Below are 14,426 nucleotides of genomic sequence, written 5' to 3' on the forward strand. Positions count from 1 at the left end.
TCGACAGCGGAGGTCGGGATCCCCGCGAGTGCCGGTGCCCCTGTGGCAGCATCGTGGACATCGCCCCGGGCACCCGGACGTGCGCGGGAACGTGGTTACCGGTGCCCGCGGGCCGGGAACCGGATCCTTGCGGGACGAGGAGGGCGCATGGCACGGGGGCCGGTGCTGGTGATCGGTCTGGATCCGGCCAGGATCCCCGGGTGGGACCCGCAGCCGGTCGTCGCGGCGATCGCCCGGGGCCAGGCCCGCTTCGGCGTTCACGGCGTCGAGGCCGATCTCTGCCTGGTGGCACCCGACGACGACCCGGAGGAGGCGATCACCGAGGCGCTGGTCCGGCGGGACTACGCGTGCGTGGTGGTCGGAGGAGGCATCCGCAAGCATGAACCCCTGCTCGAACTCTTCGAGAGGGCGGTCAACCTCGTCCGGCAGCACGCCCCCGGTGCGGCGATCGCCTTCAACAGCAGCCCGGAGGACGCCGCGGACGCCGCACTGCGATGGCTGCGGTAGGTCCGGCGACGCCGACTCGCCGGACCCGTGATTGGTACCGTTGAGGTATGGATCGACCGGAGGTACGGGACCTCGTCTACTTCGTCGCGGTCGCCGAGCACCGGCACTTCGGGCGCGCCGCCGAGCAGTTGGGCATGGCCCAGCCGCCGCTGTCCCGGGCGATCGGCAGGTTGGAGCGCCGGATGGGTGTCCGACTCTTCGACCGCACCAGCCGGCGGGTCGACCTCACCACGGCGGGGGAGGTGTTCCTGCGCGAGAGCGGCAAGATCCTCGCCGCACTCGACGGCGGCGTCCGCCGCACCCAGCAGGCGGCCCGGCCGCGGCGGCTGGTGCTCGCCGCTCCGGCCGGTACCGGGGTGGGTCTGCTGGCCGAGACGCTGGCGGCGTACCGGAACGGCCCGGACCCGGTGCCGGTGGAGGTGCTCTTCACCTCCGACCAGGGCGCCGCCGTGCGCGACGGCACCGCCGACGCGGCCTTCATGTGCAGCAGCGACGACCTCGGCGGGCTGGACACCGTCGACCTCCTCGACGAGACCCCGGTCGCGCTCGTCGCGGCCGTGCACCCGCTCGCCGTCCGCGACAGCCTGACGATGGACGACCTGGAGCACGAGGAGCTCTTCCGGGCGCAGGCGCCGCAGGTGGGTCTGGACGAACTCCTCGACCGGGTCGCGCTCGGCGAACTCGTGATCCTGTCCGGGGCCAGTGCGACCGGTCGGCTCGGCTCGTCCGTCGTCGCCGTTCCGGTGCGCGGCGTCCCGCCCAGGCAGGTCGTCCTGGCCTGGGCACCGGCCACTCCGTCGGCGGCGCGCGACCAGTTCGTCCACGTCGCGGTCGCGGTCGCGGTGGCGGCCCGCGGCTGACGCGAAGCCGGGTCGGCGCGTGCGGCGCCGACCCGGCCCGTCGCGGCGCCGTGACCGGCCCGCGGTCGGCGGTCAGATCTGGTTGACGCCGCCGTCCACGAGCAGTTCGAAACCGGTGATGTAGCTGCTCTGGTCCGAGGCGAGGAAGAGCGCCGCCGCGGCCTGCTCGGCCGGGTCGGCGATGCGTCCCAGCGGCGCCGTCGCGCCCAGCATCGCGATGAACTCGTCCGCGCTGGTGCCAGACGGAGCGTTGCCCCGCACCAACTGCGTCTCCGTCACGCCCGGCGCGAGGGCATTGACCCGGATACCCCGCCCCCGGAGCTCGTTGGCCCAGCTGCGGGCCAACGACCGGACCCCGGCCTTGGCCGCCGCGTAGAGGCCGACGCCCTCGGCCCCCCGGCTCGCCACGGTGGACGAGCAGAGGATGACCGACGCGTGGTCGTTGAGCAGGGGCAGGGCCTTCTGCACGGTGAACAGCGCGCTGCGCAGGTTCATACGGGTGACCTGCTCGTAGTCCTCCTCCGTCGCCAGGGACAGGGGCAACATGGAGGTTCCGCCGGCGTTGGCGAAGAGGACGTCAATCCGCCGCCCGTCGCCGTCGATCGTGGCGAAGAGCTGGTCGAGGTCGGCCAGGTTCGTCACGTCACCCGGCACCCCGCTGGCGCGGGCCGCGCCGACACGCGCCACCGCCTCGTCGAGTTCCGGCTTCCGCCGGCCGGTGAGATAGACGTACGCACCCTCCTCGGCGAAGCGCTGCGCGCTGGCGAACCCGATGCCCGTGCTGGCGCCGGTCACCACCGCGACCTTGCCGGCGAGCTGACCCATTTTCGATCTCCCATGATTCGCTCTGGTGATGGGCGGTCTCGTGATCGCCCGCTCACCACTGCACCTTGCGTGAGCTGCGACAACAATGATCAATTCAGCAAGGACCGATACCCGGGAGGTATTGGCCGTGGCGCGGCGCCGACTCTTGCCGGTCTTCAGCCTCCGAATGTCGACGTGGTCGGATGTCGGGCAGTGGCAGGCGGAGGTCGACCGGCGTGACCGGAGTTCGACGCGTTGTACGGTCGACGGGTGGCGGGCAGGCGGCAGCGGAGACGGCGGCGCCGCTCGGTTCGTGCGCCGCTGGTCAAGACCAGGGAGACGACGCCGCGCGGTCTTCGCCGACGCAGCGGATGGCTCGGCTACTGGCTGCGGCGGCCCGAGCCGAGCCTGCTGGCCGCAACGCTTTTCACGGTGGGGTTCGGGGTGTCGGCGGTCGTGGAACGCGACTGGGTGGCGCTCGTCGGGGCGGCCCTGTGCGGCGGCAGTGGATTGTTCGTGTGGTTGTTCCGCGAGACCGCCGTCTACAACGCCGAGCGCTGGCGGCAGGGCTACGAGGACGTCTACTAGCGCCCGGGCTCAGACGGTTGCCGTCGGTCGATTGTCGTCGACACCCTCCGGCTCGCCGGACGACGGAGGGGTGAAGCCGAGCTCGCGTGAGATCTGGTTCGCGGTGTCGAGCAGGAGCGGAAGGTTGCTCTTGAGCTCGTCGAGGCTGGCGATGACCTCGATGGCGGTGATCGAGGCGGCGGCGATGACCCGCCCGCGTGAGTCCCGGATCGGTGCGGCCACGCACATGACGTACGCGTCGTGCTCACCGTTGTCGGTGGCCCAGCCCTGCTCGCGGATGTGGACGAGTTCGGCTTCGAGGGAGTCGCGGTCGGCGTACGTGGTGTCGGTGAAGCGTTCGTAGACCACGTGGGAGAGCAGGCGGTCGCGCTCCTCCGCCGGCAGGTACGCCAGGATGGTCTTGCCGACGGCGCTCGCGTAGATCGAGACCGCGCGTCCCACCCGGGACGGCAGCTTGACGGCGTCGAACGCCTGGCTGTCGACCTTGTCGATGTAGATGATCTCGTCGCCGGTCAGCTGGGCCAGGTGCACCGTGTGGCCGGTCTCGCGTTGCAACGCCCGCAGGTGCGCGGCGGCGAACTGACGCAGGTCCATGGAGCCGAGGGCGAGTTCGGACAGTTCGATGAGGCCGCTGCCGAGCACGTAGGTGCCGGCGCCGGTCCGGCGCACGAAGCGTGCCGATTCGAGCGTCTGCAGGATCCGAAGAGCTGTGGACTTGTGGACGCCCAGCACATCCGCCGCCTCGGTGAGCGACAGCGGGTGCTCCGCGGATCGACGGATGAGGTCGATCGCGCGGCGAATCGATTGCGACAAGGCGATGTCTCCCCTCGTGCGGCGGTCCCTACCGTCGCTGGAATTGCATCATTTGCAATGGTAGTGCGTTCCAGGCGCAACCGCTACTTGACACCGTTGCATATGACGCTACGATCGTTGCAAATTTCATCTCGACGACTCTGACCTGTTACAGGGGAGTAACGATGAGCAAGAAGCCCTTCCGCCTCCGCCTCACCGGGGCGACATGTGCCCTCGGCCTGGTCGCTGCTCTTCTCACCGGGTGCGGCTCAGACGACGGTTCCGGTGATGGCGTCACCAAGCTGACCTTCGCCGCCTCGACCTTCGGCGACCCCGGTCGCGGTCCCAAGCTGACGGCCTGGCTCGACGAGTTCAACAAGAGCCAGGACAAGGTGCAGGTATCCGCCGCCGCGGTGCCCTACCCGACCTTCGGCCAGACGGTGCTCACCCAGATGGGCAGCGGCAAGGGCCCGGACCTGGTCCGCTTCGACATGCCCGAGTTCGAGGCCGCCTCCGACGCCGGCCTCATCGCGCCGCTCGACAAGCTGGTCGACGTCGGCAAGTACGACCTGCTCAAGCAGCCGGACCAGTTCATGGTCCACGACGGGGTCCGGCACGGCATCATCTTCGAGGCGTCGAACTACGCGATGTTCTACAACGCCGACCTGATCCCGACGCCGCCGACCTCCTACGAGCAGTTCGTCTCCACGGCCAAGTCGCTCACCAAGGGTGACGTCTACGGGCTGGCGTTCCGCCAGACGGAGGCTGAGGAAGCCGGCGTGTGGCAGGACATCTTCAACTACGTCTACGGCTTCGGCGGCGCGTGGTCCGACGGCAAGACGCTGACGATCAACTCGCCCGAGAACCTCAAGGGCCTCCAGGCGTACAAGGACCTGTACGACGCGAACGTGATCCCGCGCGGAGCGGACGCGGCGACGTTCCGGCGCATGTTCGCCGAGGGCAAGGTCGGGATGGAGCTCAACAACGGTGGGTACGTGACCGCGACGCGCGGCCAGAACCCGCAGCTCAAGTTCAGCGTCGCGCCGATCCCGTTCCCGGTGCGCAAGCAGGGCGCCATCCTCGCGCCGATCGTCATCAACGAGTCGAGCAAGGCCAAGGACGAGGCTGCCACCTTCATCCGCTGGGCGTTGGAGCCGCAGAACCAGGTCAAGCTCCAGGAGATTCTCGGCGCGAGCAGCGTCGCCACCACCACGCAGCGAAGCGCGGAGACGCTGAAGGAGACTCCGTTCCTCACCGTCTTCGACGAGCTCACCGAGAGCAGTCTGCCGCAGATCGTGCTGGGGTTCGAAGCCAAGACGCCGGACATCCGCAAGGTGGTCGTGCAGAACGTGATCGCGGCGCTGCAGGGCAAGGCCGACCTCAAGTCGGCACTGGATCGCGCTCAGCAGCAGGCGACCGAGCTGGTCGGCTGACGGCTGGACAAGGCGACGCTGCCGGCGCGACGGTCCGTGCGCCGGCAGCGTCCTACCCCCGAAGGATCATCCGATGACCGTGCTCGAGCAAACCGGAGCACCGAAGACAACCCGCCGACCCGGGGCGCGGCGGCGACGCAGCCCGCTCGGCAGCAAGTGGACGCCGTACCTGTTCCTGACCCCCGCCGCACTGTTCATCCTCGTCTTCCAGGCGGTGCCCCTCGCCCAGGAGGTGTACCTCAGCTTCACCCGGACGACGCTGCTCAACCCGACCCGGAGCGAGTGGGTCGGGCTGGAGAACTTCAACCGGATCTTCGGCGACCCCGACTTCCGGCGCACCCTGCTGATCACCTTCATCTACGTCATCGCCTGCGTGGTCGGGGCGGTCGGCAGCGGGCTCGTCGTCGCGCTCCTGCTCAACCGCGGCTTCCGCGGCCGGGGCGTGGCACGGGCGCTGATCACCATTCCCTGGGCCGCGCCCGGCATCGCGGTCGCGCTCATCGCCACCTGGATGCTCAACGCGCAGTACGGCATCGTGAACCGCTTCCTCGACGCCGTGGGCCTCGGCGTCCCGGGCGGCGCCATCCTGGACAGCCCGCGCTACGCGCTCCCGGCGGTGCTCGCCACGACCATCTGGCAGCTGTTCCCGTTCACCTCCGTGGTGCTGCTCTCCGCGCTCCAGGCCGTGCCGCAGGAGCTCAACGAGGCCGCGACCGTGGACGGCGCCGGACGCTGGGACGCCTTCCGCGCGGTCACCTGGCAGGTCATCAAGCCGACCGTGGGGCTGCTGGCCCTGCTCATGACGATCTGGTCGCTGCGGCGCTTCGAGCTCATCTGGCTGATGACCAAGGGCGGCCCCGTCGGCGCGACCGAGACGCTCGTCATCGACCTCTACTCGCAGGCCTTCGACTCGAAGGAACTCGGATCGGCGGCGGCCATCGGCATGGTCGGCGTCGTCATCTCGCTCATCGTCATCACCGGCAGCCGGCTGGTCGCCCGTGCCGCGGAGAAGGAGGACGTCCGATGAGGCGGTTCCGGTTCGGCCTCACCGCGCGGATCGTCGCCGTGCTCGTCGTGCTGGGTGTCGCGGTGTTTCCGCTCTACTGGATGCTCGTCACGGCGCTGTCCAGCAACGGTGACCTGTTCGCCGAACAGCCCCGGCTCACGCCGGACCTCGGCCGGTTCGGGGTGTTCGTCGAGGCGCTGGCCGAGGGTAAGGCGGCCGGGTGGCTGCTCAACAGCCTGGTGATCGCGGTGGGCACGATGGTCCTCTCCGTGGGCCTGGGCATCCCGCTCGGCTACGCGTTGTCACGCTTCTCCTTCCGGGGCAAGGCCGTGCTGACCGTCGTGCTGCTGTTCACGCAGATGCTCCCCGAGGCGCTCATGGTCGTGCCGCTGTTCGCGCTCTTCCGCCGCTTCGACCTGCTCGACTCGCTGACCGGCCTCGTCCTGGTGAACTCCGCCTTCGTCCTGCCGATCGTCGCGCTGATCCTCAAGGGCGCGATCGACGGCATCCCGAGGGAGTTGGAGGAGGCGGCGCGGGCCGACGGCGGACGGCCGCTCACCGTCCTGACCCGCATCAACGTGCCACTGATCGCCCCGTCGATCGCCGCGACCGCGGTCATCGCCTTCTTCCACGCGTGGAACGAGTACGTCTTCGCGGTGACGTTCATCTTCGACCCGGAGCTGCAACCGGCCTCCGTCGGCATCGCGAACTTCATCGGCGAGTTGGGCACGCCGATCCAGACGGTGATGGCCGTCGCCTTCCTGTTCACACTGCCCGCCGTCGCCTTCTACCTGTTGGCGCAGAAGTACGTGGTGTCCGGCATGACCGCCGGCGCGGTGAAGGGTTGACCCGGACGATGAAGATCATCTCTGTTGACACGCTGGTCGTCGACTTCTACCGGACGAACCTCGTTCTGGTGCGCGTCCACACCGACGAGGGGATCGTCGGGCTCGGCGAGGCCACCCTGGAGGGCAAGGAACGGGCCGTCCAGGGCGCGATCGCCGAGGTGGCCGAGGCGGTCGTGGGCCTCGACCCCACCAGCATCTCGAAGATCCTCTACGAACTCGCCCGGGACTGGTACTGGCGGGGCGGCCCGGTCATCATGACCGCCTTGAGCTCGCTGGAGATGGCCCTGTGGGACATCTCGGCGCGGGAGTTGGGTGTGCCGGTCGCGCGGCTGCTCGGCGGCGCGACCCGGGACCGGGTGCGTGCGTACGCGAACGGCTGGTTCTCCGGCGCCGTCACCCCGGAGGACTACGCGGCGGCCGCGCGCCGGACGGTGGGGAGCGGCTTCCGGGGCCTGAAGTGGGACCCGTTCGAGAACTACGACCTCACCATCACCACCCGGCAACTGGACCGGGTGCTCGCCCAGATCGACGCCGTCCGGGGCGCGGTCGGCCGCGACGTCGAGCTGTTCATCGAGGGGCACGGCCGGTTCGACGTCCGCCACGCGATCAAGGTCGCGCGGGAGATTGCGCAGTTCGACCCGGTGTGGTTCGAGGAGCCGTGCCCACCGGACAATCTCGACGCGCTGGTCGACATCCGCCGCGCGTCCCCGGTGCCGATCGCCGCGGGGGAGCGCTGGTACGGCCGACAGGGCTTCGCGCCGGCGCTCGCCCGCCAGGCGGTCGACTTCGTCCAACCGGACGTCACGCACGCCGGCGGCATCGCCGAGCTCGCCTTCATCTCCACGCTCGCCGCGACCAGCTACGTGGGGTTCGCGCCGCACAACCCGAGCGGCCCGCTCAGCACCGCCGCGACGCTCCAACTCGGCGCGACGCTGCCCAACTTCCGGTACCTGGAGATCATGGCGACCGACGTGCCCTGGCGCCCCGAGATCACGAACGAACGGCTGGTCCTGACCGCGGACGGCGACGTGCTCATCCCGACCGGCGTCGGCCTGGGCATCGACCTGGACCTCACCGCGATCGAGCAGCACCCGTTCACCCCGCACCCGATGCGGATGTTCCGCGACGCCGTCTACGACATCCGGCCCCGGGACGAGCGGTCCTTCTTCAATCTGGAGAGCGCCTCATGACGGCGCCGCGGCCCCGGGGTGTCGGGGCGCACTGGTTCGGGACCGCCGCCGAGGCGTTACCGGACGACGTCGACCACAGCGTGCTCGTCGGCCGGGTCTGGGACCCGTCCGTCGACGGCCCCTCACCGGTGGTCGTACGGGGCGACGACGTCATCGACATCAGCCGCCGGTTCCCGACCGTCCGGGACATCTGCGAGCTGGACGATCCCGCCGCGACGGTGGCGGCGCTCGACGGGCCCCGGATCGGTGACTTCGGGGAGATCCTGGCCAACACCGGCGCCGCCACCCGGGACGACACCCGGCCCTGGCTGCTCGCCCCGGTCGACCTGCAGGCACTCAAGGCCGCCGGCGTGACCTTTCCCGTCTCGATGATCGAACGCGTCATCGAGGAACGGGCGCGGGGTGACCTGGCGCTCGCCGCGGACATCCGTGACCGGATGCTCGCCGACATCGGAGCCGACCTGCACAGCCTGGCTCCCGGCTCGGCGGAAGCGGAGCGGCTCAAGACCCTGCTGGTCGCCGAGGGGGTCTGGAGTCAGTACCTGGAGGTGGGGATCGGTCCCGACGCGGAGATCTTCACCAAGGGGCAGATCCTCTCCGCCGTCGGCACCGCCGTGCCGGTCGGTGTGCTCGCCGCGTCGACCTGGAACAACCCGGAGCCCGAGGTCGCACTCATCGTCGCGTCCAGTGGGCGGATCGTCGGGGCCACCCTCGGCAACGACGTGAACCTGCGCGACGTCGAGGGACGCTCCGCGCTCCTGCTTCCCCGGGCGAAGGACAACAACGCCTCCTGCGCCCTCGGCCCCCTGATCCGGCTCTTCGACCAGCGGTTCGGCCTGGAACGGGTGCGCGAGTTGGAGGTGTGCCTGCGGGTCCACGGCGTGGACGGCTTCCACCTGGAGGCGGTCTCGGAGATGACCCGGATGTCGCGGGACCCGGAGGCGCTGGTGCGGCAGCTGATCGGCCCGCACCACCACTATCCCGACGGTGCCGTCCTGATGCTCGGCACGATGTTCGCGCCCATCCAGGATCGGGACAGCCCCGGCGACGGCTTCACCCACAAGGTCGACGACGTGGTGCGGATCAGCTGCCCGGCCCTGGGCACCCTGGTCAACCAGGTGCGGCACGCGGAGGAGTGCGAGCCCTGGGAGTTCGGCATCCGCGATCTGATGGGCAACCTGGGGAAGAGAGGACTGCTGTGAACGTGGTCACCACGGTCGATCCGCGTGACGGCCGGCGCCGGCCGACGGATCTCGTCGAGACGGACGAAACCCGATTGGAGACCGTCGCCGGCCGACTGTCCCCGGCCGCGCGATGGCTGTCCGACCTGGGACGAGTCGGCAGGGCGGGGATGCTGGAGGCGATCGCCGCGTCGCTGGAGTCCCGACGCGCCGACCTGGTCGCGGCCGCGGAGGCGGAGACCGGGCTGAGTCGCGCCCGACTCGACCAGGAGCTCACGCGGGCGGCGGTCCAGTTCCGGATGTTCGGTGAGGTGCTGCGTGACGGCGCGTACGTCGAGGCCGCCATCGACCACGCCGCCGACACACCGCTCGGGCGGGGTCCGGACCTGCGGCGGATGCTCGTACCTCTCGGACCGGTCGCCGTCTTCGGGGCCAGCAACTTCCCGTTCGCCTTCTCGGTCGCCGGTGGCGACACGGCCGCCGCGCTCGCCGCGGGTTGCCCCGTGGTCCTCAAGGCCCACCCGTCGCATCCGGTGACGTCGCGGGTCTCCGGCGACGCGATCGCGTCGGCCGTCCGCGACCTGGGCGGGCCCGACGGGGTGATCGCGGTCGTCTACGGGGACCAGGCCGGCCTCGCGCTCGTGCGCCACCCCGCGATCCGCGCGGCGGCCCTGACGGGATCCGTCGGCGCCGCCCGCGCCATCCAGGCCGCCATCGACGAACGACCCGACCCCATTCCGCTGTACGCCGAGCTGAGCAGCGTGAACCCGATCGTCGTCCTACCCGGCGCGGCCGCCGACCGGGCGGACCAGATCGCCGACGGGTTGTTCGCCTCCTTCACCGGCTCGGGCGGTCAGCTGTGCACCAAGCCCGGTCTGGCGTTCGTCCCCTCGGACGCGGCCGGCGACCACCTCGTCGACCTGCTGCGGGGGAGGGTCACCGCGGCCGCCGAGGGCGCGGTCCTGCTCAACGAGCGGATCCGCGACGCGTACGAGGATCGAGCCGCGGCGTTCGAGCGGGCCGGCGCCCGCGTCTCGGCGCGACCCCGGGTCGCGCCCGGCGCGGGTTTCACCGTCGCGCCGATGCTGCTGGAGGTCGGTCTGCCGGCCCTGACCGCCGAGATCGCCGAGGAGTGCTTCGGTCCGCTCATGGTGGTGGTCCGGTACGGCGCTGTCGCCGAGCTCGACGCCGTGCTCGCGACCGTTCCACCGTCGCTGACCGCTTCCATCCACCGTGGACCGGAGGACGCCCCGGAGCTCGTGCGCCGGTTGGTCGACGTGTTCGTCGCCCGCTCGGGTCGGGTCGTCTTCGACGGCTATCCCACCGGTGTCCGTGTGTCGTGGGCTCAGCACCACGGTGGGCCCTGGCCGTCGAGCAACGCCGTGCACACCTCGGTGGGCGCCACGTCGATCCGACGGTTCCTTCGACCACTGGCGTGGCAGGACGCCCCGGAGTGGGTCCTGCCCGAGGAGTTGCGAGACGAATACACCGCCATTCCGCGGCGAGTCGACGGGAGGTTGGAGCCAGGGGTGGAATAGCCGCACCGGAAGGTCGGTCCCGGAGGTGCTCGCCGGTCGCGGACGATCGGTTCGCAATCGTGCGTGAAAATAGCCGGAAATAGATTCGCGCGCCAGAGCTTCTGGTGCCGTACAAGCGTGCCCGGATTCTATTGTCGATGATTAGTCGAGGCAATTTTTCCGACCGACTCTTGACCCCCAATTCAATTCATGGTTCCCTTTTTAACAGGCAGGATGTTAGCGCTCACACCGCGTTACACCGCTCGTCACTGGTATCCGTTCACCTCACCATCGAATGGTCGGTCGGCCGCTCGATGCGGTCTGACCACACGCCGAAGAGGGAGCAGGAACATGCCCGTCGCAATTCCCCGTCCCCTGACGCCGACGCCGAGGCGCCGGCTGATGCTCGCACTGCTCGCCGCCGTCACCGTGGCGGCCGGCACGGTCGCCGCCCCCGCGGCGTCGGCCGCGCCGCCCGCGCCCCTGGGCCCGACGGTCACCCGCACCGATCAGCCCCCGACCGGCTACACGGTCACCTTCCGGTACCAGGCGCCCGAGGACGTCCAGCAGGTCCACGTCTACGGCGACTGGTTCTACTCCCGCCCGGAGAACATCCCGTGCCAGGACTGCGGTGACGCCCGACCGCCCGCCGAGTGGCAGCCCGGCGACGTCGCGGCCACCCCGTGGCACATCCAGCCCATGCAGAAGGGCCCCGACGGGGTGTGGACGTTCACCACGCCGCTGCCCGCCGGCACCTTCCGCTATGCGTTCACGCACGACTGCACCAACGAGCTCGCCACCGGCTGCACCCTGCACGACGACCCCGCGAACCCGTGGCAGATCCAGCCGCAGTACCCGGGCGCCCCGGGCGCGGTGCGCAGCACCATGTACGTCCCGGCCAGCAAGAAGTTCCCGACGTACGACACCGGCTACCAGGCCCCGGTCGCCAAGGTCGGCACGCTGGAGTCCCGGCGGTACACCTCGCCGCTGTCGACCAACCCGCGTGGGGTGCACGACATCGTCGTCTACCTGCCGCACGGCTACGACCCCAACCGGGCCAAGCCGTACCCGACCCTCTACCTGAGCCACGGCAGTGGCGACCACTCCACCGCCTGGACGATGCAGGGCGTGGCCCACCTCATCCTGGAGAACGCGATCAAGGACCGGGTCGTGGAGCCGATGGTGATCGTGTCCACCGACTTCAACGGCCTCCCCGGTGGCAACGAGGGCTACGTCAACGAGCTGCGGAACAACATCTTCCCGTTCGTCGAGCAGAACTACCACGTCTCCACGCGTGCCCAGGACCGGGCGTTCGGCGGCTTCTCCGCCGGTGGCAGCCGGGCCTACACCATCATGTACAACCACACCGACCTGTTCGGCTACCACGCCGCCTGGAGCGCGGGCGGACCGAACGCCACGCAGGCGCAGGTCGACCGCATGAAGGCGGTGGCCGGCGGCATCATGATCGGCACCGGGCTCCAGGACCGCCTGGGCAACATCGCCGAGGCCTCGCAGCGGAACGCCGCCGCCCTGCGGGCCGCCGGCGTCGAGCTGGACGAGTTCAACGTGCCCGGTGTGCACACCTGGCACGTCTGGCGTCCGCTGCTGAACCACTACCTCCGTGACCTGGCCTTCCGCGCCACCACGACCGGTCTCGACGTCGAGACCGCACCCGCCGGCGCCTCGCCCAACACCAAGGTCACCGCCACCGCGACGGTGGGTGCGGTCAGCACCAGCATGTCCTCCCCGTCCGGCAAGGTCGAGTTCTGGGCCGGCGACACATACCTCGGGTCGGCCCCCGTGCACAACGGGGTCGCCCGGCTGAAGAAGACCGTCCACGGCGACCTCGACGCCCCGGTGGTCGCCCACTACCAGGGCGACCGGCTCTTCAACGGCTCGCAGAGCGCGCCGGTCGGCCAGTGAGGTCCCGACGCAGGCTTTCTTCTAGGTAGGTGGGGAGCCCCGGCCGTTCCCTCCTGGCGGGGCCAGGAGGGAACGGCCGGGGCGTGTCCGCGCCGTGCAGAGGCCGCCGTGGCCGGGCCGGCCGCCGTCCTGGCGGCACGGCCGGGCCCGGCGCCGTCGCGGTCGTGCGTCGCCGGACGGCACCGGGCAGTGGCCGGTCAGGAACTCGTGGTCGTCAACCGCGCCATCGTCCAGGACGCGGGTGGGAGGGTCAGCGCGATGCCCGTGCCGGTGTCGCGCGCGCTGCCGTTGGGGCGAGGCGCGGCGTGGTCCGGACCGTCGGCCGTGTTCCTGGCGTCGAGGTCGCCGCCCCCGATGGTGACGCACTCGACGATCCCGGCCACCCGGGCGCCACCGACCTCGACGGTCACCTCGGCGGGCGCGTCGGCGCTGCGGTTGACGAGGAACACGCTCATCTCGCCGGTGCTGTCGTCCCAGGTGGAGACCGCGTCGACCACGTCGACCTCACCGTAGCGGTCGGTGCTGGTCGTGCTGCTGTCCCGAAGCGCGTCGAGGACGGCCCCGCGGGCGTGCCGAGCGGTGCGGGCGAAGGGGTGGAAGATGGTCTGCCGCCAGGCCCCGCCCCCCGGTTCGGTCATGATCGGCGCGATGACGTTGACCAGTTGGGCCTGGCAGGCCGCGGTGACCCGATCGCTGTGGCGGAGCAGGCTGATGAGGAGCCCGCCGACGACGACGGCGTCCGCGACGCTGTAGTGGTCCTCCAACAGCGGTGGCGCCACCGGCCAGTCCTCGCCGCTCGGGGGCGTGGACGGAGCCGCCGACTGGTACCAGACGTTCCACTCGTCGAACGCGATCATGATCTTCTTGGTCGACCTGCGGATCGCGCCGACGGAGTCGGCGATGGCGGTGACGGCGTCGATGTACCGGTCCATGTCCTCGGCGGAGGCGAGGAAGCTGGGCAGGTCGCCGTCGACCGGCTGGTAGTAGGCGTGCAGCGAGATGAGGTCGATGTCGTCGTACGCCTCGGTGAGCACGTCGCGTTCCCAGGTGCCGAACGTGGGCATGCTGGAGTGCGACGAGCCGCAGGCGATCAGTTCGAGATCGGGGTCGAACCGTCGCATGGCCTTCGCGGTCTGCGCGGCGAGGCGTCCGTACTCGGGCGCGGTCCGCGCGCCCACCTGCCAGGGGCCGTCCATCTCGTTGCCGAGGCACCACAGCCGGATGCCGTACGGGTCGGCCGCGCCGTTGGCGCGGCGCCGGTCGGCGAGCTGGCTCCCGGCGCGGTGATTGGCGTATTCGAGCAGGTCGACGGCCTCGGCGGTGCCCCGGGTGCCGAGGTTGGCCGCCATGATCGGCTCGACGTCCGCCGCCCGGACCCACCGCATGAACTCGTCGAGTCCGAACGCGTTGGTCTCCAGGCTGTGCCAGGCGAGGTCGAGTCTCGCGGGTCGCTGGTCGACCGGGCCGATGCCGTCCTCCCAGCGGTAGGAGGAGACGAAGTTGCCGCCCGGGTAGCGGACCGTGGTGACGCCCAGCTCCCGGACGAGTGCGAGAACGTCACGCCGGAACCCGTGCTGGTCGGCCGTCGGGTGCCCCGGTTCGTAGATGCCGGTGTAGACGCAGCGGCCCAGGTGCTCCACGAACGAGCCGAAGAGCCGGCGCGGCACCGGTGCGACCCGGCGGCGGGTGTCGAGGATCAGGCGCGCGGTGTTCACGAAACCTCCCGGCTGACCGTCGATCCGGTGTCGTCCCGCTGGTCGCGGCACGCGCGCGGCGG

The 14,426-nt window shown here is 70.5% G+C and carries 13 protein-coding genes; 10 read left to right on the forward strand and 3 right to left on the reverse strand.

Features of this window, described 5'->3' with window-relative positions:
- Positions 1-147 precede the first annotated feature (147 nt).
- Positions 148-507 carry a hypothetical protein gene (locus tag ACIBTV_RS04790; RefSeq protein WP_396702419.1) on the forward strand — a complete coding sequence of 120 codons (360 nt, stop codon included), beginning with the start codon at positions 148-150 and terminating at the stop codon, positions 505-507.
- 47 nt (positions 508-554) lie between these two features.
- The gene (locus ACIBTV_RS04795) at positions 555-1,367 is read left to right on the forward strand and encodes a LysR family transcriptional regulator (protein WP_396702421.1); all 813 of its coding nucleotides are present in this window, start codon (positions 555-557) and stop codon (positions 1,365-1,367) included.
- Between the two features lie 72 nt (positions 1,368-1,439).
- Here the strand turns inward: ACIBTV_RS04795 and ACIBTV_RS04800 are convergent, their stop codons facing one another.
- Positions 1,440-2,192: an SDR family NAD(P)-dependent oxidoreductase gene (locus tag ACIBTV_RS04800; protein WP_396702423.1), complete on the reverse strand. Its 753-nt coding sequence runs from the start codon at positions 2,190-2,192 to the stop codon at positions 1,440-1,442.
- Positions 2,193-2,441: 249 nt separating this feature from the next.
- Here ACIBTV_RS04800 and ACIBTV_RS04805 point away from each other — a divergent pair, with 249 nt between their 5' ends.
- Positions 2,442-2,759, forward strand: a complete 318-nt coding sequence (locus ACIBTV_RS04805; RefSeq protein WP_396702424.1) for a hypothetical protein — start codon at positions 2,442-2,444, stop codon at positions 2,757-2,759.
- Positions 2,760-2,768: 9 nt separating this feature from the next.
- Here the strand turns inward: ACIBTV_RS04805 and ACIBTV_RS04810 are convergent, their stop codons facing one another.
- On the reverse strand, positions 2,769-3,572 hold the full coding sequence (locus ACIBTV_RS04810) for an IclR family transcriptional regulator (protein ID WP_396702426.1): 804 nt from the start codon (positions 3,570-3,572) through the stop codon (positions 2,769-2,771).
- Positions 3,573-3,736: 164 nt separating this feature from the next.
- On the opposite strand from ACIBTV_RS04810, the gene ACIBTV_RS04815 reads away from it, so the two are divergent.
- The 7 genes from ACIBTV_RS04815 (at position 3,737) to ACIBTV_RS04845 (ending at position 12,649) form a co-directional block, all read left to right on the forward strand.
- On the forward strand, positions 3,737-4,984 hold the full coding sequence (locus ACIBTV_RS04815) for an ABC transporter substrate-binding protein (RefSeq protein ID WP_396702428.1): 1,248 nt from the start codon (positions 3,737-3,739) through the stop codon (positions 4,982-4,984).
- Positions 4,985-5,057: 73 nt separating this feature from the next.
- Positions 5,058-6,011: a carbohydrate ABC transporter permease gene (locus ACIBTV_RS04820; protein WP_396702430.1), complete on the forward strand. Its 954-nt coding sequence runs from the start codon at positions 5,058-5,060 to the stop codon at positions 6,009-6,011.
- Positions 6,008-6,838, forward strand: a complete 831-nt coding sequence (locus tag ACIBTV_RS04825; protein WP_396702432.1) for a carbohydrate ABC transporter permease — start codon at positions 6,008-6,010, stop codon at positions 6,836-6,838. The genes ACIBTV_RS04820 and ACIBTV_RS04825 overlap by 4 nt, the downstream gene beginning before the upstream one ends.
- Positions 6,839-6,846: 8 nt before the next feature.
- Positions 6,847-8,028 (forward strand): mandelate racemase/muconate lactonizing enzyme family protein, encoded by a 1,182-nt coding sequence (locus ACIBTV_RS04830; protein WP_396702434.1) that lies wholly within the window; start codon positions 6,847-6,849, stop codon positions 8,026-8,028.
- The gene (locus tag ACIBTV_RS04835; protein WP_396702436.1) at positions 8,025-9,230 is read left to right on the forward strand and encodes a fumarylacetoacetate hydrolase family protein; all 1,206 of its coding nucleotides are present in this window, start codon (positions 8,025-8,027) and stop codon (positions 9,228-9,230) included. Before ACIBTV_RS04830 ends, ACIBTV_RS04835 begins: the two co-directional genes overlap by 4 nt.
- On the forward strand, positions 9,227-10,747 hold the full coding sequence (locus ACIBTV_RS04840) for an aldehyde dehydrogenase family protein (protein WP_396702438.1): 1,521 nt from the start codon (positions 9,227-9,229) through the stop codon (positions 10,745-10,747). Before ACIBTV_RS04835 ends, ACIBTV_RS04840 begins: the two co-directional genes overlap by 4 nt.
- Positions 10,748-11,077: 330 nt before the next feature.
- Positions 11,078-12,649, forward strand: coding sequence for an alpha/beta hydrolase-fold protein (locus ACIBTV_RS04845; RefSeq protein WP_396702440.1), 1,572 nt, complete (start codon positions 11,078-11,080; stop codon positions 12,647-12,649).
- A 197-nt stretch (positions 12,650-12,846) separates the two neighbouring features.
- On the opposite strand, the gene ACIBTV_RS04850 is transcribed toward ACIBTV_RS04845, so the two are convergent.
- Complete coding sequence (locus tag ACIBTV_RS04850) at positions 12,847-14,364, reverse strand: alpha-N-arabinofuranosidase (RefSeq protein WP_396702442.1); 1,518 nt, start codon at positions 14,362-14,364, stop codon at positions 12,847-12,849.
- Between the last annotated feature and the right edge of the window lie 62 nt (positions 14,365-14,426).

The sequence above is a fragment of the Micromonospora sp. NPDC049366 genome, assembly GCF_044466625.1.
Taxonomy (GTDB): Bacteria; Actinomycetota; Actinomycetes; order Mycobacteriales; family Micromonosporaceae; genus Micromonospora.

What these genes read in the sequence shown, in the direction of transcription:
- ACIBTV_RS04790 (WP_396702419.1), top strand. Translation starts at nt 148, where the DNA reads ATGGCACGGGGGCCGGTGCTGGTGATCGGTCTGGATCCGGCCAGGATC.
- ACIBTV_RS04795 (WP_396702421.1), top strand. Translation starts at nt 555, where the DNA reads ATGGATCGACCGGAGGTACGGGACCTCGTCTACTTCGTCGCGGTCGCC.
- ACIBTV_RS04800 (WP_396702423.1), bottom strand. Translation starts at nt 2,192, where the DNA reads ATGGGTCAGCTCGCCGGCAAGGTCGCGGTGGTGACCGGCGCCAGCACG.
- ACIBTV_RS04815 (WP_396702428.1), top strand. Translation starts at nt 3,737, where the DNA reads ATGAGCAAGAAGCCCTTCCGCCTCCGCCTCACCGGGGCGACATGTGCC.
- ACIBTV_RS04820 (WP_396702430.1), top strand. Translation starts at nt 5,058, where the DNA reads ATGACCGTGCTCGAGCAAACCGGAGCACCGAAGACAACCCGCCGACCC.
- ACIBTV_RS04825 (WP_396702432.1), top strand. Translation starts at nt 6,008, where the DNA reads ATGAGGCGGTTCCGGTTCGGCCTCACCGCGCGGATCGTCGCCGTGCTC.
- ACIBTV_RS04830 (WP_396702434.1), top strand. Translation starts at nt 6,847, where the DNA reads ATGAAGATCATCTCTGTTGACACGCTGGTCGTCGACTTCTACCGGACG.
- ACIBTV_RS04835 (WP_396702436.1), top strand. Translation starts at nt 8,025, where the DNA reads ATGACGGCGCCGCGGCCCCGGGGTGTCGGGGCGCACTGGTTCGGGACC.
- ACIBTV_RS04845 (WP_396702440.1), top strand. Translation starts at nt 11,078, where the DNA reads ATGCCCGTCGCAATTCCCCGTCCCCTGACGCCGACGCCGAGGCGCCGG.